Origin of the sequence: Mycobacterium sp., from assembly GCF_029961025.1 — a bacterium.
Lineage (GTDB): Bacteria > Actinomycetota > Actinomycetes > Mycobacteriales > Mycobacteriaceae > Mycobacterium.
Genome location: NZ_JASBVP010000006.1, coordinates 258,862 through 276,112, shown reverse-complemented (window position 1 = coordinate 276,112; position 17,251 = coordinate 258,862). Strand labels below are relative to the sequence as shown.

The following is a 17,251-nucleotide window of genomic DNA, read 5'->3' as shown; positions in this document are numbered from 1 at the left end:
GGCGTCGTACAGTCAGCCCATGGGTTTCGACGTGACCGTCTTGCGGGTTTTCACCGACTCAGAAGGCAATTTCGGAAACCCGCTGGGCGTCGTGGACGCTCGCGCGGTCCACCCCCGGGACAGGCAGCGGCTGGCGGCTCAATTAGGTTATAGCAAAACGATATTCGTGGATCTTCCTAGCGGCGGGTCGGCGACCGCTCAGGCGCGCATCTACACCCCCCGTACCGAACTGCCGTTCGCGGGTCATCCGACTGTGGGAGCATCGTGGTGGCTGCGCGAGCAGGGCATGCCGATCCGGACCCTGCAGGTCCCGGCCGGCATCGTGCAGGTGTGCTACCCGGACGACCTGACGGCCATCCGCGCCCGTTCGGAATGGGCACCGGAATTCGCGATACACGACCTCGACTCGCTCGACGAGCTGGCCGCCGCCAACCCGGCCGACTTTCCCGACGACGTCCAGCACTACCTGTGGACCTGGACCGACCGGTCGGCGGGAGTGCTACGTGCCCGGATGTTCGCCGCCAATGTGGGGATTCCCGAAGATGAAGCGACCGGCGCCGCGGCGGTGCGCATCACCGACTATCTCAGCCGCGACCTCACCATCATCCAGGGTAACGGCTCGGTAATTTGGACCACCTGGAGTCCGGAGGGCTGGGTTCAGGTGGCCGGCCGGGTCGTCAGCGACGGGGTGACGCACTTCGTCTAGGGTCGTCCACGATGTTCTTCGACCGCGGTCGGGGACTGACCCGGTGCCACGCCAGCGCCGCAGCAAGGCCAGCTCGGGTCGGACAAGTTGACATAGCCACCCATGGGCCATCCATGGCACCCCAAGACTGTGACCTTTCTGGGGACCTTTGGGCATTGCCGAACAGGCCCGGTTCCAAACGGGCGCGTCGTCCCACACTCCTCAATCGACGGAAATTGCCCTCGATCGGTGGAGATTTCCGGAAATTCCGCAACACCCCGAATTGCGGGACGATCGGCATTCAGCTTGTGCTTTTGCGGTGTAACACCGCGGTGAGATGGTTCTGCGTGGGCTGGCCGACCGCGCCCATCTGCACGGAGTAGGAAAGCTCGTCGCCGTCGAGGCGAAAGCGCCGGGCGAGCTCGCTGACCTTTTTGGCGGTCGGGCTCAGCCCGATGGACGAGGCGGTCAATTCGAGTTCGATGACGGACCCGTTCACCGCATACGTGCCCACCTCGATTTCGGTGATGCCGGTGGGGTGGGCCAGGACCAGTTCCACCCGACCCGATCGCGGCACCCGAAGATAGCCGCTCTCGGCGTGCAGCGGCTTTCCGTCATCCGGCGCCCTGGTCTTTTGGCCGTAGATCAGAAACGGTTTGCCCACATGGGAGAACACGACGTCCTCGAGGTACTCGAACGGCTCGATCGTCGGATATCTGCCGCAGCCGCGACCCGCCCAAGTCCCGAGAAGCGGCGCCAGCTCCTGCAAATCGGGGTGCAGAACGGCGGACACGCTGTTTAGCCTAACCGCGCGCCGTCCAACACCCAACGGCGCGGGAACGGGCAACGGCCACGGTGCCCAGCGCAGCCGACGAACAGCTGGCTGCGACCCGGCCGGATCGCCGACCGTCAGCTCGGAGTCGACACTTTGCGGTGTGCGCGCAGCGCCTCGATCTCGCGCTCGAAATCATCCGCCGAAGAAAACGATCGGTACACGGAGGCGAACCGCAGGTAGGCCACTTCATCCAGTTCTCGTAACGGTCCGAGGATGGCCAGCCCTACCTCGTGGCTCGGGACTTCCGCCGACCCGGTGGCACGGACCGTGTCTTCCACCTGTTGGGCCAGCCGGTTCAACGCGTCTTCGTCCACTTGACGGCCCTGGCACGCCCGCCGTACGCCGCGGATGACTTTCTCTCGACTGAAGGGCTCGGTGACACCGCTGCGCTTGACCACCGCCAGCACGGCCGTTTCGACGGTGGTGAATCGCCGACCGCATTTGGGGCAGGATCTGCGGCGCCGGATGGCCTGACCCTCATCGGTTTCCCGGGAGTCGACCACCCGGGAATCGGGATGGCGACAAAACGGACAGTGCATAACCGCTCCTCCGTCGCGCCGACAGGTCTCCGACCACTCCGAGAGTACCTGGGCACCGCGGCGCAGGGCGACCGTCGCCGCCGTCGATGCCGCGTCACCGGCGCCCAAGCGGGCGATCGCCGAGCCCTCGGGGTTCTCGCGATGCATGGCCGGGTCGCTACCCAACCGGTGCGATCAGCGTCTGACCCGCCGCCAGTGCCGCGGGTTCCACGCCGTTGAGTTCCCGGATACGTTCGATGACCTGCCCGACCGGCGCCCCGGGCGCCACCCTGGCGGCAAGGTGTTGCGCGGTCTCCCCGGCTTCGACCCGCACCACCGCCAGCCGGTCGGGAACCCGGGGCGGTCCGCCCTCGGCGGTGCCTGGGGAGGTGTCTCGCAATTGCGCCAGCAGCCCCAGCCACCCGGTGATGACCGCGGCCAGCAGGGCCAGCACCACCGTCGTCGCCGGAGTCACGGCACGTCCGCGATGCGGTGCGGTGGACATCATGACGGCGGGACCCCGGTAGCGCGGCGACGCGCCCTCCGGTCGTCGGGAGCCGGGTCCGTGGGGCGCGGGCCGGCCGCACCCGCCGGGGTGCGCCCGGGCGGAGCCTCGGGCTGCGCTCTTGGGGACGGTGCCGAACGCTGTCATCGTGCCTTCCTCCTCATCTCTGGCTCATCTGGCTCATCTCTCGGCCGTGTTCTTTTATTCGATCGTGTGTTCGAATATATACCACATCCGCCCGTCTTCCGAACATTTGACCGATCCGGTGTCCGATGCGCCCGAAGCGTAGGCCAAGCCACCGACACCGAGCTCGGGAGCGGGTCCGCCTCCGGCACTTGCCGACCTTCCGGGCAGGACACGCTCGAACACACGTTTGATAACTGGCGGCAGTTGGGCTACCATTCGGGCTCATGAGCGAGCGCAGCGACAACCGGAACGCCGAGCCAGGCCGCCGCCTGCAATCGGTCGATTCAGCGCTGACCGAGCGGCAGCGCACCATTCTCGACGTCATCCGCGCGTCGGTCACCAGCCGTGGGTATCCGCCCAGCATCCGCGAAATCGGGGACGCCGTGGGCCTGACGTCGACATCCTCGGTGGCGCACCAGCTGCGCACGCTGGAGCGCAAAGGGTATTTGCGCCGGGACCCCAACCGTCCTCGCGCCGTCGACGTGCGCAGCGCCGACGAAGTCGCCGCTCCGCCGGCGCCGGCCGATGTCGGCGACTCCGACGCCTTGCCCGAACCCGCGTTCGTCCCGGTCCTCGGCCGGATCGCCGCCGGCGGTCCCATCCTGGCCGAGGAAGCCATCGAAGACGTCTTTCCGCTGCCGCGCGGGCTGGTTGGCCAAGGGACGCTCTTTTTGCTCAGGGTGGTCGGTGACTCGATGGTCGATGCGGCGATCTGCGACGGCGACTGGGTCGTGGTCCGTCAGCAGAACGTGGCCGAGAACGGGGACATCGTGGCGGCGATGATCGACGGTGAGGCCACCGTCAAGACGTTCAAACGCACCGGCGGCCAGATTTGGCTCATGCCGCACAACCCGGCTTTCGAACCGATCCCCGGCAACGACGCCACCGTACTGGGCAAAGTGGTCACCGTGATTCGCAAGATTTAACCGGGTGTGGCGCCACCGCAGCCGGTGCCGGGCTTAGACGTCGCTAGCTCGCTCTGATGAAGCCGTTAGCCCGCGCGGCTTCTTCGCTGGCGAACCAGATATCGGCGAGAACCTCCGGATACCGCGGGTGATCGGGAGTGTAGTAGGTTCCGCCACCGGCGGTGGCCTTGATGGGGTAGCCTTCCGGCGCCTGATACGGGTCGTCCAACGGAAGATGGATCGCCAGCCGAGCGGTCCTTCCGGGTCGAAGCTGGTGCGGTGGTGCGGTGGCGTGGTCATCGATGTCCTCGGTCTCCGCGGCCGCGTGTCGCCCCCTGCGCACCTCGGCCGGCGACGGGACACGGGTAGGGGCGGTGTCTACCTCATCGGGGTTTTCCAGATCGGCTTCCACACCCGTGCCGGCGCCCGCGCCGGCCGGTGCCGCGGGTCGTCCCGCCTCAACCCCGGGCTCGTGGTCGGTGCCCACCGCGGATTCGGTTGTCCGGATGCTATAGGCCCCGGTATCGGTGGCAACATCGGTGGCATAGGTCTCGGCCTCGCGGCCGGCACGACGTCCTCGCCACCCCAGCACCGCCAGCACCAGGATTGCGATCAGCGCCAGCACCGGTACCGCGACCTTCAGCCACCACCAGTGCCAGCTCAGCCCCTTGCCCGAGTTGCCCGATGTCATCGATGCCGAACCGCTGGGCAGGTTCTGCCCCGGCACCTGTAAGCCGACCAATTGGGAGGCCAGGTTGGTCGGCACGGTGCTGAACGTGTTCTTTGCCGGGTTCCAGGAAATCGTGCCCCCGGTAAACGTCTGGGTGACCAAGCCGCCGTCGACCGCCTGGTCGCCGACCGGCGCGCCGAGCACGCCGGTCGCGGCGCCGAGCTTGTCCCAGGCTGCTTTCATGGCCCCACGCACCACAAAGGCGCCGTGGGCGGGTGTCCAGAAGATCACCGGCTTATCCGCGGCGGAAAACCTGCTGATCCGGCTCGCCGGGAGCCCGCCGTCGGCCTCGTTGGCGATCGGGAAACCCAGGCCGCTGCCGACCGGCCCGCCCAGTGACTCATACTTGGCCAGAATCGCCCCCTCGACGGCGTTGGCCCCGGTAGCCGGACTGAAGTAGACCTTGCCGCCGGCGAAGTCCTGCACGATGCCGTTATCGCCGATGCGATGTTGCTCGCCCCTTTTGGCGCCCAGCGGACCGGTCGCACCGCCGGCCGCACGCCAAGCCGTGTCGATGGCCGCGGTCGGATCGATCGGCACCTGCAGACCCGTCAATTGATTCGCCAACTCGGGCGGGATGGTGGCGAAAACCTTGGTCAGCCTGTTCCACGACACCTGGCCGCCGCTGAACCTCTGGGTGGCAAGTTCACCGTCGTAGGTTTCGTCGCTTACCGGTGCGCCGAGCGGACCGCCGGAGCTGCCGAGTTTGTCCCACGCGGCATTGATCGCGCCGCGCACCACGAACGCGCCGTGCTGGGGCGTCCAGAAAATCACCGGCTTGTCGCTGGCGGAAAACAGGCTGACCCGGCTGTCCGGTCCGATCAGGCCGGGAACCTCATCGGTTGTCGGGAAACCCAGAGCGCTGCCGACGGGACCGCCAAGGGATTCGTACTTGTCGAGGATCGCACCGTACATTGCGTGCGCGCCGGTTGCCGGGGTGTAGAACATCTTGCCGCCGGCGAAATTCTGGGCGAATCCGTCGCCGACGGAATAGACGTCACCCTGCTTGGCTCCCAGCACGGAATTGTCGCCGCCGGCACGCTCCCAGGCCGATGTGATGGCGGCCTCGGCGTCGCTCTCCGGGGACGCCGCCGCCAGGGGCGCGACCAGCACGAGGGCGGCCAGCGTCGTCGCCACAGCCAGCCCCAGAAGCCCGACAATCCCGACTCCGCCCCCCCGCCGACTCACCCGGGTGTTCCGGCCCGCCGAAATGCCGTTACCGATAGCCGGGCGGGACTGCCCGGCGACGGCTTGCCCGGCCGGCCCCGGCAAGGGCGCCGACTCCCCGCTTCGGGGAGTCACACCCCCATTGGCGCCGGGCTCCACCCGGGCGCGGGTCTTGGCCCCCCGCCGCGCGGCGGCGCCCCGGGTCGCCGGGCGACCTGCCACTGTTCCCGCGAACGACAATTGCACTGTCATATCGCAGACATTACGAAAGCGCCGACCCGACCGATGTGGAAATGAGACAGGCCCGCGTCCGTGTCGCCGGCAATCTCACCGCGTTCGCGGCGACGCGTAGGTTACCGTGCCGAAGACAACCGCTCAGCACACGCCGGGAGAGGGACCGCAACTGACATGGGCGCTTCCGAACTGGTCTGGGCGCTGACGGTCGCGGTCATCCTCGGGTTGGTGCTGGCGGACTACGTCTTCCACATCCGCAAGACCCACCTGCCCACGTTGGGTGACGCCGCGGTCTGGTCGGCACTCTATCTGGGCATCGCGCTACTGTTCGGGATCGGCGTCGTCATCGTCGGCGACACCACGATGGGCGCCCAATATTTCGCCTGCTATCTCAGCAACGAGGCCCTGTCGGTGGACAACCTGTTCGTCTTCCTGGTGCTCATGGGCAGGTTCACCGTCCCGCGGGGTGCTCAGCAAAAGGTACTGCTGTTCGGCATCCTGTTCGCGCTGATCGCGCGCACCGGATTCATCCTTGCCGGGGCGGCGCTCATCAGGGTTTTCAACTGGGCGTTTTACCTGTTCGGTCTGGTCTTGCTGATGACGGCCGACAAACTCGCCAAACCCGAGGACTCCGAGCGGCGCACGGCCGAGAGTGTGGTCATTCGTCTTGCCACCCGCTTCTTGCGGACCTCCGCCAGCTACGACGGCGACCGGCTTTTCACCGCCGAGAACGGCAAATCGGTGATGACCCCGATGCTGCTCGCCATGATCGCGGTAGGCGGCACGGACCTGTTGTTCGCATTCGACTCGATTCCGGCGCTATTCGGGCTTACCCGGAACATCTACCTGATGTTCACCGCCACCGCGTTATCGCTATTGGGTCTGCGCCAGTTGTATTTTCTGATCGACGGACTGCTGGACCGACTGGTCTACCTGTCCTACGGGCTGGCGGTGATCCTGGGCTTCATCGGTGTCAAGCTGCTGCTGCAGGCGCTGCACGAGAACAGCGTTCCGTTCATCAACCACGGTAGCCCAGTCCCGGTCGGCGAGGTGAGCACCGGGGTGTCGCTCATGGTGATCATCGCCATCCTGGTTGTCACCACTGGAATGTCGTTGCTGTCGGCTCGCGGACGCGCCCAGAACACGGTCGCTCGGGCCCGTCGCCACGCCAGGGAGTATCTCAACCGGTATCGGGAACTCGATCCCGCCGAGCGCGAGAAAATATTCGCTGAACTGCTCATCGAAGAAGGCCAAATCAACGCGCTCCCAATGAAATACCGTGCCCGAATCCAAGACGAAGACGAACTCGACGAGCTGTTGCGCAAGGCGCACCACATGCACGACACGCACCGGCCGGGCCAAACCCGAAGCGCACCCCCGGAGACTGAGAACCCGCCGGTTCCGGGCGATAGCCCAGGGGGAACCCCATCCGGTCAGCGGCGGTTTCACAACCGGCACCGTCGCCCGGGTTAGATACCGAGACTGCGGCCGATGATCTCCTTCATAATCTCGGTTGTGCCACCGTATATCGTCTGCACACGCGCGTCCAAATATGCTCGGGCGATAGGGTATTCGCGCATGTAGCCGTAACCTCCGTGTAGCTGCAGGCAGCGGTCGATCAGGTGCACCTGCTTTTCGGTGGCGTACCACTTAGCCATCGCCGCCTGCTCTGCGGTGAGCTTTCCGTCGAGGTGCAGTCGGATGAACTCGTCGACCATGATCCGCACCAGCGTGGCCTCGGTGGCCAGCTCGGCCAGCAGGAACCGGCTGTTCTGGAAACTGCCGATCGGCCGGCCGAAGGCCTTGCGCTCCTTGGTATATTGCAGCGTCTGCTCCAGCACGGCCTCCATCGCGGCGGCCGCCATGATAGCGATCGCGATGCGCTCCTGGGGCAGGTTCTGCATCAGATAGATGAACCCCATGCCCTCCTCGCCGAGGAGGTTCTCCGCGGGAACCTTGACGTCGCTGAACGACAGTTCCGCGGTGTCCTGGGCGTCCAGGCCGATCTTATCCAGGTGACGGCCGCGTTCGAAACCCGGCATCCCGCGCTCGACGACCAGCAGCGAGAAGCCCTGGGAGCCCTTTTCCGGGTCCGTCTGCGCCACCACGATCACCAGATCGGAGTTGATTCCGTTGGTGATGAACGTCTTTGATCCGTTAAGCAGATAATGGTCGCGGTGTTTGACGGCACGGGTTTTGATGCCCTGCAGGTCGCTTCCGGCGCCCGGCTCGGTCATGGCGATCGCGGTGATCAGTTCCCCGGTGCAAAACTTAGGCAACCACCGCCGCTTTTGTTCCTCGGTGCCCAACCGCAGCAGGTAGGGCGCAACCACGTCGTTGTGCAGCCCGAAGCCGATACCGCTGTAGCGGCCCTTGGTGGTCTCCTCGGTGATGATCGTGTTGTACCGGAAGTCGGGATTGCCCCCGCCACCGTATTCCTCGGGCACCGCCATACCCAGAAAGCCCTGCTTGCCGGCCTCGAGCCAGACATCGCGGTCAACGATCTTCGCCTTTTCCCAGGCGTCGTGGTACGGCGCGACATGGCGGTCGAGGAAGGCCCGGTAGGACTCACGGAAAAGCTCATGCTCGGGCTCAAACAGAGTGCGCTGATACTTGACGACACCGCTCATCGACGACCTCCGACAGCTGGGGATGCTGGCGCCCAAGATATACCAACCAGCTGGTTGGTCGGGCGCCGGTCTATGGGGTCGGGGCCGGGCCGGGCACCGCGGCGAACTCGCGCAAACTCGCCGCCAGGGCCAACGGCACCCGGGCCCGGATGTGCGTGCCGGCCGCCTCGTGCTCGGTTTGCTGGACCCGGCCGTCGGCATACACCCGGGAGACGAGATCGCCGCGGTGATACGGGATCACCACGTCGACCGCGGTGTCGGCCGGCGCCGCCAGCTCGGCCATCCGCCGTCGCAACGCGTCCATGCCCTCACCCGTGCGTGCGGAGACGAACACCGCCCCCGGTAGGGCGCGACGCAGCTGGGCCAGTGCCAGATCGCTGGCGGCGTCGACCTTGTTGACCACCAACAGCTCCGGCGCCGGATCACCGCGGTGGTCGGCGATCACCTCGGAGATGACGTGACGCACCGCGCTGATCTGCGCCAGCGGGTTGACTCCGGCGCCGTCGACGACGTGGACCAGCAGATCGGCGTCGACGACCTCCTCCAGCGTGGAGCGGAACGCCTCGACCAGCTGGGTGGGCAGGTGGCGCACGAAGCCCACGGTGTCGGTGAGCACGAATGGCCGCCCGTCGGGAAACTCTCCCCGGCGAGTGGTGGGATCCAGGGTCGCGAACAGCGCATCCTGCACCAGGACCCCGGCCCCCGTCAGGGCGTTAAGCAGGCTGGACTTGCCGGAATTGGTGTAACCGACGATCACGATGGACGGCACGTCGCTGCCCAGGCGCCGGCTGCGCTGGGTGTCTCGGGCCTGTTTCATGGCCTTGATCTCGCGCCGCAGTTTGGCCATCCGTTGGCGGATGCGACGGCGATCGGTCTCGATCTTGGTCTCACCGGGACCCCGCAAACCCACGCCGCCGGTGCTTCCCCCGGCCCGGCCGCCGGCCTGCCGCGACATCGACTCGCCCCATCCGCGAAGCCGCGGCAGCAGGTACTCCATTTGCGCCAGGGACACCTGGGCTTTGCCCTCCCTGCTGACGGCGTGCTGGGCGAAGATGTCGAGGATCAGCGCGGTGCGGTCGATGACTTTGACCTTGACCGCCTTCTCCAGCGCGGTCAGCTGTGCCGGGGAGAGCTCGCCGTCGCAGATCACGGTGTCTGCGCCGGTAGCCAGCACCACCTTGCGCAGTTCGGCGGCCTTACCCGAGCCGATATAGGTGGCCGGATCGGGCTTGTCGCGGCGCTGGATCAATCCCTCCAGCACCTGTGAGCCGGCCGTTTCGGCGAGCGCCGCGAGCTCGGCCAGGCTGGCCTCCGCGTCCGCGGCGCTGCCGTCGGTCCAAACCCCGACCAGCACCACCCGCTCGAGGCGCAGCCGGCGATACTCGACCTCGGAGACATCGGTGAGTTCGGTGGACAGCCCCGCGACCCGGCGTAGCGCTGATCGATCATCGAGCGCTAACTCGCCTGCGGTGGGCGACACGACGGCGTCAAGAGATCCAGAATGTGTCATAGGCAATTACTGATGGTGCCCGCCAAATCGGCATTGTGCATCACGATTAACGCAGCTGCGCTCGCCACCATTCCTCGCTGAGGTCGCCCCGAGCCACCAGCACCGACGGTCCCCGCAAGTAGCTGGTGGCATCGGTGATGGTGACGAGAACCTCCCCGCCAGGAACGCGCACGGTGAGCGTGCCGGTACCGGAACCGACGTGGGCCAGTGCGGCCACCGCGGCAGCAACGGTTCCGGTTCCGCACGAGCGGGTTTCCCCGACGCCTCGTTCGTGTACCCGCATCGACACCGCCCCACCGGACGGGGCGGTGAGGATTTCCACGTTGACGCCGTCGGGAAACTGCGCCCGGTCATAGGTCACCGGCGCAGCCACCTCCAACGCCGCGAGCGCCTCAGCGGTTAGCCGCGGGTCCACGCACGCCAGGTGCGGGTTGCCCACGTCGACCGCCACCCCGCTGAACCGGCGACCCCCCACGGCGACCTGCCCCGTGCCCAGCCGATTGGCCTTGCCCATGTCGACGGTGACGTCGGCGGTGGTCGCATCGGCGCGATGCAGCGTGATCGGCCGCGGGCCGGCCAAAGACCCGATCGTGAACCGATCACGGGTCTCCAATCCGGCGGCGTGCAGGTAGTGCGCGAACACCCGCGCGCCGTTGCCGCACATCGGCGCGACCGAGCCGTCGGCGTTGCGGTAGTCCAGGTACCAGTCGTCCGCGCTCACGCCGTCGGGCAGGCGCTCCAGCACCCCGGCCGCCAGCGCCGCGCGTGCCGTCGTCACCCGCAGCAGACCGTCGGCACCCAGCCCGCGGCGGCGGTCACAGACCGCGGCCACCGCCGCGGGCGTCAGCGTCAATTCGGCGCCCAGGTCGGCTAACAGCACAAAATCGTTCTGCGTGCCATGGCCCTTGGCGAAGATCACCTGCTCAACGATACGTGCCGCCAGGCACGCACGGTGTCCTCGACGAGGCGGTCCGAGGTCGCATCGAGCCAGTGGATGCGGTGGTCGCGGCGAAACCATGACCGCTGGCGGCGCACGTAGCGGCGGGTACCGATATAGGTCTTCCGGCGCGCCTCCTCCAGCCGGTCGGCTCCCCCACCGGCGTCGAGCGCCGCGATCACCTGGGCGTAGCCCAAGGCCCGGGAAGCCGTGAGGCCCTCGCGCAGTCCCCGGCCGAGCAGGGTGACCACCTCGTCGACCAGACCATGAGCAAACATCGCTTCGGTACGGCGGGCCAAACGATCGTCGAGAAGTTCAGTGTCGCAATCCAATCCGACGATCACGGCGTCCCAGCGCGGGGCGCCGATGCTGGGCACCGACGCGGCGAACGGCCGCCCGGTAAGCTCCCCCACCTCCAGTGCGCGCACAATGCGGCGGCCGTCGGTGGGCAGGATCGAGGCGGCCGCCGCCGGATCGCGATCCGCCAGTTCGGCATGCAACCCGGCGGCACCGATTTCGGCGAGTCGTTGCTCCCATTTGGCCCGCACCTGCCGATCCGTCGCCGGGAAGGACCAGTCGTCGAGTAACGATTGGATGTAGAGCATCGAGCCGCCCACCACCAGCGGCACCGCTCCACGCGCCGCGATCGCCTCGACGTCGGCGGCAGCCGCCTGCTGGTAGCGGGCGACGCTGGCCGTTTCACCGACCTCTAGGACGTCCAGCTGGTGATGCGGAATGCCGCGCCGTTGGCTCAACGGCAGTTTCGCGGTGCCGATGTCCATGCCGCGGTAAAGCTGCATCGCGTCGGCATTGACGATTTCGACGCCGCTCGCGCCGCCGAGGCGCTCGGCGACATCCAGCGCCAACTGCGACTTGCCGGTGCCGGTGGGGCCGACGATCACCAGTGGTCTCACGACGAGCGGGTCACGGCTGCCACACGCCGGCGAAATAGCCCACGCCATAGGGCGCTCCTCGGTAGAGCTCCTTGGCGGACCGAGGCGCCGGCGCGGCCAGGCCGGCCAGCACCTGAAACGCCACCCGGCCGACGACCTGTGCGGGCAGCCGGCCCAAGGTGGCGATGTCACCGCAGGCCAGCGCATCGTCGAGGGTGCGTTGAATGGCGGCGTCGCGGGGCTGGTAGCCGCCAGGGGCGGTGGGTGTGAGGGTGGTCACGCCGTCGGCCACGACCAGCACCCCGGTCGGCTCGGCCACCGCGTCGATCTCGGCACGCAGCTGCCTGCCCCGTGCCTGCGCGGCGTGGGCATCATGGGTCTCGGCGTAGACCCGGACCTCGGCGCTGGCCTCGGGCCGGGCCTGACCACGGGCCCAGCCGGCAAACAGCGCACACAACGGTAACTCGACCAGTTGCTCGGCCCGATCGCCGGTCCGCGGCGAGAGGCGCACCCGCAGGTCGGCCCCGAAACCGGCGAACGTTCCGGTGGTTTCCGGGTGCAGCACCCGGTCCGCGCGGTCCACGCCGACAACCACCCACCGCGGCGGCAACGATGCGGCCGCTGCGATCACCGCCGCCCGTGCCTCATCCACTTCGGCGGCGGCGGCTCCGGCGAGTTCGGGAACCAGCACCGGGGCAGACGGGACAATCGCAATAGCGACCAACACGCCACCAAATTAGCGTCGTTACGCGGTGACCGGTTGGGCGTCGACCGCCACCGTGGCGGCGGCACGCGCCTCCATCGCGGCGGCCTCGCCTCGGGCCAGGGCCGCGGTCGCCAGGATCACGACGATCACCGCCGCCACCAACGCGAACACTTCCGGGCCGTCGACGCGCAGCGACTCGTGCAGCACCGTGATCCCCAAGATCCACGCCACCACCGGCTTGGCCATGGTCATGGTCGGTAACGAGGCGGTCAGGGCGCCGGCACGAAACGCCGACTGCTGAAACACCATCCCGGTCAGCGCCATCGCCATCCAGGCGTACAGTTCAGGCGCGCGTAGCAGCGCCCCGGCGCCACCTTCCCCCGCTTCGACGACTCCCTTGGTCAGCACCGCGAACAGTGCCAGCGACGAGCCGGCGACCATCGCCAGCAGCACCGCTGCCACCGATCCCGACCAGGTCCGCGCGCCCACCACACACAACACCAATATCGGGCCCATCACCGCGGCGACAACCGCCCAGGTTCCCAGGGAGGCCCGCTGCTGACCCTGCGTCGGGTGACCGATCGTGATGACCGCCGCCACCGCACCGGCCAGCAGCGCGGCCCACATCCATTCCCAGCGGGTGACCCGGTGGTGGGTCAGGCGGGCATTGATCGGCAACGCGAACAGCAGCACCGTCACCTGCAATGCCGTCACCAGGATCACCGACCCGAGACCCAGCGCGGCGGCCTGCAGACTGTAGTTCGCCACGGCCGCGGCGCCTCCCAACCACCATCTCCCATCGCGCAGCGAGAGCACGAACAGCGCCCACGGGCCGACGGGCCGGTCGGTGACCTCCTGCGCGGACCGCTGACGGATCACCGAGCCGATCGCGGAGACCAGCGCGGCGCTTAATGCGAGCAGCACCGCGATATCCGCTTTCGCCATCGCCACCTCCTCACCGTCGTGCCGGGCCGGGGCCGTCACGTGCCACCAACTGTTTCACAACCACGCGGGCGCAGCGGCTCTCCGCGTTCGCGGCGCGCCCGGGGCTATTCACGTCAATCCTGACACCCCGCCGATCAGGGTTGTGACGGCGCCGCGGGCCGCTGGGCTATTCTCGCATCGCGCCCGGCGCCGGCCGCCATGGTCGCGGCCTCGCCGCGGGCCAGCGCAATCGTGGCAACTATCACCACCGCCGCCGCTACCCCCAGCGCAACCCACTCGGTGCCGTCGGCGTTCAGGGTCTCACCAAGCACGGTGATTCCGAGCACCGAGGCCACCACCGGTTTGGCCACCGTCATCGTCGGCAGCGAGGCGGTCAGCGCGCCGGCGCGAAACGCCGACTGCTGATAGATCATCCCGGTCAGCCCGGCCAGCAACCAGGCGTACAGCTCGGCAGAATGCAGCAGCCGGCCGGCACCGTGTTCGACCACCTCGACAACGCCCTTGGTCAACACCGCGAAAAGCGCCAACGATGAACCCGACACCGCCGCCAGCAGCACCGCCGCGGCCGGGCGGTCCGCCCAGGCGCGGGCGCCCAACACACAAAGCCCCAGCAGTGGACCCATCACGGCGCCCACCACGATCCAGCTTCCCAGCGAGCCGTGTGAAGTGCCGGCTTTCGGCTGCCCGACCGCCACGACGATCGCCAATGCCCCGGCCAGCAATATCGCCCACAGCCACTCCTGGGCGGTGATCCGGTGGCGGGTCACCCGCGCATAAATGGGCAGGGCGAAGAGCAGGGCCGTCACCTGCAGCGCCATCACCAACATCACCGAGCCCTTGTCGAGGGCCACGGCTAGCAGGCAGTAACTGGCGATGTCCCCCGCGCCGCCCAGCCACCATCGGGTGTCGCGCACCAACAGGGCGAACAGCGCCACCGGGCCGACCGGTTTCTCGGTGATCTCCTGCGCGGAGCGCTGCCGAATCACCGAGCCGATCGCGGCGGCCAGCGCGGCACACAGGGCGAGCCACACCGCGATATCCGCCTTCGACATCCGGTGACCTCCTCGCCGATGTGCGGCCCGAAAGCCGACTCGAGTACGCGCTGTTCTTTACGCCCGGCGCCACGCCGACACTCACTGGGCCTGATTGCGCTGGACACCGTCGCGACTGCGATGGGTTCCGGCCCCCGTAGAGCTTCCTACCCTAGCTACTAACCTACGCATGAGCGCGGCCAGCCCGAGAACACGACAGGCACGACTCGGTGCTTCCCTACCGCCGCCGAGAGCTTCCGAATTACGCCCTGGCGAGCTGGCGTCCGGGTTCCACCGGCTTTTTGCCGCCAGCCGTCAAAGTGGCGGCCTCACCGCGGGCCAGGGCCGCGGTCGCGACGATCACCACCACCACCGCGGCCGCCAAAGCAACCATCTCCGGGCCGCTGACCTCAAGGGTCTCGCCCAGCACGGTGACCCCCAGCACCGACGCCACCACCGGCTCGGCCACCGTCATGGCCGGCAACGAGGCGGTCAGCGCGCTGGCGCGAAATGCCGACTGCTGAAACACCGCCCCGATCAACGCGGCCAATGCCCACCCGTAGGGCTCCGGCGCGCGCAGCATCGCTCCCGGGCCGTCGTCAAGCACGGCGACCACGCCTTTGGTCAGCACCGCAAACAACGCCCACGACGACGCCGACACCACAGCCAACAGCACCGCGGCCAGCGGACCCGACCAGATCCGTGCACCCACCACGCAAAACACCAACACCGGGCCCAGGACGACCGCCACCTCGCTCCAGGATTCCAGCGAAGCCCGTTGGCGACCGGCTGCCGGGTCGCCGAGGGTGACGAACACCGCCACCGCGGCGGCCAGCAGTACCGCCCATAGCCACTCCCACCCGGTCACCCGTTGACGCGCCAGGCGCGCATAAATGGGCAACGCAAACAACAGCGCCGTGACTTGCAGAGCCTGCACCAGCACCACCGATCCCAGCGCCAGCGCCACCGCTTGCAGTCCGAAACTGACCACGGCGGCGGTGCCGCCCAACCACCACAGCCTGTCCCGCAGCGACATCCGGAACAGCGCAACGTGCCCGACCGGCTCCTCGGTGACCCGCTGGGCGCAGCGCTGCCGGATGACATCACCGACCCCGGATATCACCGCCGCCACCAGGGCGAGCCCGGCCGCGAGATCCACCTTGGCGATGGGTACCCTCCTCGGCGATGTCGGGCCGCCGGCCGTTAGCGGCATTCGTGGCAGATGATGGCACGACGGTAGCCGCCCTCCGGGAAATTGAGACGCCGCCGCGCCGCAGCATCCGGCGGTTGGTGAACGAAGACCGGTCTACGGTTTCATGAGCGCCACCGGCCCGGCGGCGCGTCACCGGTCAAGCTGCTTGAATAGCTGGTGGGAACTGTCGGGGGGATCCTGTCACGGCCGGTGGGCCGGCGGACTTCCGACGGTGAGCTGATGGCGCCGCAACGCGCGGCAGGTGCGCGGGGATGACTCGCGCGAAGGGTAGGTGACGGAAGCACATGACGGCCGAAAAGCCCCGGACCAGTGATTCGCCCAAGCCAGCTCCCCGTCCGGGACCGCGTCCAGGGCCCCGACCTACCGCCTCAGCGTCGCCAGCGGCCAACGATCCGCGCCGATTCGGTCGTGTCGATGACGACGGCATGGTGTGGCTGATCACCGAAACCGGTGAGCGGGTCATCGGCTGCTGGCAGGCCGGCGATCCCGAGGCCGCGTTCGCTCATTTCGGGCGGCGCTTCGAGGACCTGAACACCGAGATCACGCTGATGGAGGAGCGGCTGGCGTCGGGCACCGGCGATGCCCGCAAGATCAAAAGTGCCGCGGCGGCGCTGGCTGAGGCCTTGCCGACGGCAAATGTGCTCGGCGACGTCGACGCCCTCGCGGCCCGCTTGGACGCTATTCGCGAACACGCCGAGGCCGTCACCGCCGCGGACCGCGCCCGCCGCGAAGAGCTGCGCGCCGCCCAGACGGCCCGCAAAGAAGCGCTGGTCGCCGAGGCCGAGGAACTGGCCGCGCACTCGACACAGTGGAAGGCGGCCGGCGACCGGCTCCGCGCCATCCTCGAGGAATGGAAGACGATCACCGGCTTGGACCGCAAGACCGACGACGCGTTGTGGAAGCGCTACTCGGCCGCCCGGGACACCTTCAACCGGCGGCGGGGATCCCATTTCGCCGGGCTCGACCGGGAGCGGTCCGGTGCTCGGCAGGCAAAAGAACGGCTGTGTGAACGCGCCGAGGAACTATCGCGATCCACGGACTGGGGTGCCACCAGCGCGGAATTCCGCAAACTCCTCAACGAATGGAAAGCGGCCGGGCGAGCGGCCCGCGAGGTCGACGAGGCCCTGTGGCGCCGGTTCAAGGCCGCTCAAGACGCGTTTTTCGCGGCGAGAAATGCGGCGACCGCGGAACGGGAAGCGGAGTTGTGGGCCAATGCGCACGCGAAAGAAGCGCTCCTGGCCGAGGCGGAGAAACTCGACACCAGCAACCTCGACGCCGCGCGGGCGGCGCTACGGTCGATCACCGAGAGATGGGATGCGATCGGCAGGGTGCCACGGGAACGATCCGCGGAATTGGAGCGGCGACTGCGCGCGGTCGAGAAAAAGATCCGTGAGGCCCAGCCGGACTGGTCGGATCCGCAGGCGCTGGCGCGTGCCGAGCAGTTCCGCGCCCGAGCCGAGCAATTCGAACGCCAGGCACAAAAAGCCGAAGCCGCCGGACGCAGCAAAGAAGCCGAGGAGGCGAAGGCGAGCGCCGCGCAGTGGCGTCAGTGGGCCGAGGCGGCCGCTAACGCGCTGACCCGCAGGCCCTAGGCCGACCCCGCCCGAACCCCGAACACCCC

15 protein-coding genes and 1 pseudogene are annotated in these 17,251 nt (G+C 68.0%); 4 read left to right on the top strand and 12 right to left on the bottom strand.

The genetic code is table 11. The features are described from left to right. Positions 1 to 19 precede the first annotated feature (19 nt). Complete coding sequence (locus QJR12_RS09235; RefSeq protein ID WP_300581034.1) at positions 20 to 706, top strand: PhzF family phenazine biosynthesis protein; 687 nt, start codon at positions 20 to 22, stop codon at positions 704 to 706. A gap of 280 nt (positions 707 to 986) precedes the next feature. Here QJR12_RS09235 and QJR12_RS09230 read toward each other — a convergent pair whose 3' ends face one another. The 3 genes from QJR12_RS09230 to QJR12_RS09220 all read right to left on the bottom strand — a co-directional run bounded on the left by QJR12_RS09230 (position 987) and on the right by QJR12_RS09220 (position 2,690). Continuing rightward, positions 987 to 1,478 carry a peroxynitrite isomerase gene (locus tag QJR12_RS09230; RefSeq protein WP_300581031.1) on the bottom strand — a complete coding sequence of 164 codons (492 nt, stop codon included), beginning with the start codon at positions 1,476 to 1,478 and terminating at the stop codon, positions 987 to 989. A 116-nt stretch (positions 1,479 to 1,594) separates the two neighbouring features. Next, a complete protein-coding gene (gene nrdR, locus QJR12_RS09225) occupies positions 1,595 to 2,059 on the bottom strand; it encodes a transcriptional regulator NrdR (protein WP_300581281.1) in 465 nt (154 codons plus the stop codon). A 157-nt stretch (positions 2,060 to 2,216) separates the two neighbouring features. Beyond that, positions 2,217 to 2,690: a peptigoglycan-binding protein LysM gene (locus tag QJR12_RS09220; RefSeq protein WP_300581029.1), complete on the bottom strand. Its 474-nt coding sequence runs from the start codon at positions 2,688 to 2,690 to the stop codon at positions 2,217 to 2,219. A gap of 263 nt (positions 2,691 to 2,953) precedes the next feature. On the opposite strand from QJR12_RS09220, the gene lexA reads away from it, so the two are divergent. Continuing rightward, complete coding sequence (gene lexA / locus QJR12_RS09215; RefSeq protein WP_300581027.1) at positions 2,954 to 3,655, top strand: transcriptional repressor LexA; 702 nt, start codon at positions 2,954 to 2,956, stop codon at positions 3,653 to 3,655. A 43-nt stretch (positions 3,656 to 3,698) separates the two neighbouring features. Here lexA and QJR12_RS09210 read toward each other — a convergent pair whose 3' ends face one another. Then, the gene (locus QJR12_RS09210) at positions 3,699 to 5,783 is read right to left on the bottom strand and encodes a hypothetical protein (protein ID WP_300581024.1); all 2,085 of its coding nucleotides are present in this window, start codon (positions 5,781 to 5,783) and stop codon (positions 3,699 to 3,701) included. A 156-nt stretch (positions 5,784 to 5,939) separates the two neighbouring features. On the opposite strand from QJR12_RS09210, the pseudogene QJR12_RS09205 reads away from it, so the two are divergent. Then, positions 5,940 to 7,097 (top strand): annotated as a pseudogene (locus tag QJR12_RS09205) (TerC/Alx family metal homeostasis membrane protein); the annotation flags it as partial. A gap of 137 nt (positions 7,098 to 7,234) precedes the next feature. On the opposite strand, the gene QJR12_RS09200 reads toward QJR12_RS09205, so the two are convergent. The 8 genes from QJR12_RS09200 to QJR12_RS09165 form a co-directional block, all read right to left on the bottom strand. Further along, positions 7,235 to 8,395, bottom strand: a complete 1,161-nt coding sequence (locus tag QJR12_RS09200) for an acyl-CoA dehydrogenase family protein (RefSeq protein WP_300581021.1) — start codon at positions 8,393 to 8,395, stop codon at positions 7,235 to 7,237. A 70-nt stretch (positions 8,396 to 8,465) separates the two neighbouring features. Beyond that, positions 8,466 to 9,905, bottom strand: coding sequence for a GTPase HflX (gene hflX / locus QJR12_RS09195; protein WP_300581020.1), 1,440 nt, complete (start codon positions 9,903 to 9,905; stop codon positions 8,466 to 8,468). A gap of 46 nt (positions 9,906 to 9,951) precedes the next feature. Continuing rightward, complete coding sequence (gene dapF, locus QJR12_RS09190) at positions 9,952 to 10,824, bottom strand: diaminopimelate epimerase (RefSeq protein WP_300581018.1); 873 nt, start codon at positions 10,822 to 10,824, stop codon at positions 9,952 to 9,954. Further along, positions 10,821 to 11,756, bottom strand: coding sequence for a tRNA (adenosine(37)-N6)-dimethylallyltransferase MiaA (gene miaA / locus QJR12_RS09185; RefSeq protein WP_300581279.1), 936 nt, complete (start codon positions 11,754 to 11,756; stop codon positions 10,821 to 10,823). Before miaA ends, dapF begins: the two co-directional genes overlap by 4 nt. A gap of 10 nt (positions 11,757 to 11,766) precedes the next feature. Next, entirely contained in the window at positions 11,767 to 12,462 is a 696-nt protein-coding gene (locus QJR12_RS09180; RefSeq protein WP_300581016.1) for a hypothetical protein, read from the bottom strand. Positions 12,463 to 12,480: 18 nt separating this feature from the next. After that, positions 12,481 to 13,386, bottom strand: coding sequence for a DMT family transporter (locus QJR12_RS09175; protein WP_300581013.1), 906 nt, complete (start codon positions 13,384 to 13,386; stop codon positions 12,481 to 12,483). Between the two features lie 134 nt (positions 13,387 to 13,520). After that, entirely contained in the window at positions 13,521 to 14,438 is a 918-nt protein-coding gene (locus QJR12_RS09170; RefSeq protein WP_300581010.1) for a DMT family transporter, read from the bottom strand. A 241-nt stretch (positions 14,439 to 14,679) separates the two neighbouring features. After that, positions 14,680 to 15,585, bottom strand: coding sequence for a DMT family transporter (locus QJR12_RS09165; RefSeq protein ID WP_300581277.1), 906 nt, complete (start codon positions 15,583 to 15,585; stop codon positions 14,680 to 14,682). A gap of 329 nt (positions 15,586 to 15,914) precedes the next feature. Here QJR12_RS09165 and QJR12_RS09160 point away from each other — a divergent pair, with 329 nt between their 5' ends. Then, positions 15,915 to 17,222 carry a DUF349 domain-containing protein gene (locus QJR12_RS09160; protein ID WP_300581008.1) on the top strand — a complete coding sequence of 436 codons (1,308 nt, stop codon included), beginning with the start codon at positions 15,915 to 15,917 and terminating at the stop codon, positions 17,220 to 17,222. The last annotated feature ends 29 nt before the right edge of the window (positions 17,223 to 17,251 follow it).

Excerpts from the sequence above, each read along its gene's own strand:
- QJR12_RS09235 (WP_300581034.1), top strand. The coding sequence starts at position 20 with ATGGGTTTCGACGTGACCGTCTTGCGGGTTTTCACCGACTCAGAAGGC.
- nrdR (WP_300581281.1), bottom strand. The coding sequence starts at position 2,059 with ATGCACTGTCCGTTTTGTCGCCATCCCGATTCCCGGGTGGTCGACTCC.
- QJR12_RS09220 (WP_300581029.1), bottom strand. The coding sequence starts at position 2,690 with ATGACAGCGTTCGGCACCGTCCCCAAGAGCGCAGCCCGAGGCTCCGCC.
- lexA (WP_300581027.1), top strand. The coding sequence starts at position 2,954 with ATGAGCGAGCGCAGCGACAACCGGAACGCCGAGCCAGGCCGCCGCCTG.
- QJR12_RS09210 (WP_300581024.1), bottom strand. The coding sequence starts at position 5,783 with ATGACAGTGCAATTGTCGTTCGCGGGAACAGTGGCAGGTCGCCCGGCG.
- QJR12_RS09200 (WP_300581021.1), bottom strand. The coding sequence starts at position 8,395 with ATGAGCGGTGTCGTCAAGTATCAGCGCACTCTGTTTGAGCCCGAGCAT.
- hflX (WP_300581020.1), bottom strand. The coding sequence starts at position 9,905 with ATGACACATTCTGGATCTCTTGACGCCGTCGTGTCGCCCACCGCAGGC.
- QJR12_RS09175 (WP_300581013.1), bottom strand. The coding sequence starts at position 13,386 with ATGGCGAAAGCGGATATCGCGGTGCTGCTCGCATTAAGCGCCGCGCTG.
- QJR12_RS09170 (WP_300581010.1), bottom strand. The coding sequence starts at position 14,438 with ATGTCGAAGGCGGATATCGCGGTGTGGCTCGCCCTGTGTGCCGCGCTG.
- QJR12_RS09160 (WP_300581008.1), top strand. The coding sequence starts at position 15,915 with ATGACGGCCGAAAAGCCCCGGACCAGTGATTCGCCCAAGCCAGCTCCC.